Origin of the sequence: Vogesella urethralis (assembly GCF_007644045.2) — a bacterium.
Classification (GTDB): domain Bacteria; phylum Pseudomonadota; class Gammaproteobacteria; order Burkholderiales; family Chromobacteriaceae; genus Vogesella; species Vogesella urethralis.
Genome location: NZ_VMDW02000096.1, coordinates 1 through 230, shown reverse-complemented (window position 1 = coordinate 230; position 230 = coordinate 1). Strand labels below are relative to the sequence as shown.

At 60.9% G+C, this 230-nt stretch carries 1 protein-coding gene; it reads left to right on the top strand.

Annotation, left to right across the window (positions count from 1 at the left end):
- Positions 1-230, top strand: a 230-nt coding sequence (locus FLQ03_RS11375) for an N-acetylmuramoyl-L-alanine amidase (RefSeq protein WP_206210953.1), incomplete at both ends; no start/stop codon positions are given.

Genomic DNA, 230 nt, shown 5'->3' with positions numbered 1-230 from the left:
ATTCTTCTGATGGCGTGCCGTTGCCGCAACGCTATGGCGCCATTCTGCCGTCGATCCTCGTGGAAACGGGCTTTATCAGTAACAACGGCGAAGAGCGGCTGCTGGGGAGCGATGATTACCAGGAGCAGATTGCGGAGGCGATTTATAACGGCTTACGCAACTACTTTATGCAGCATCCGCTGCAGTCGGCGCCTCGCGGCGCTGGCGGTCTGCGCCGCCTCGCCGCGAGG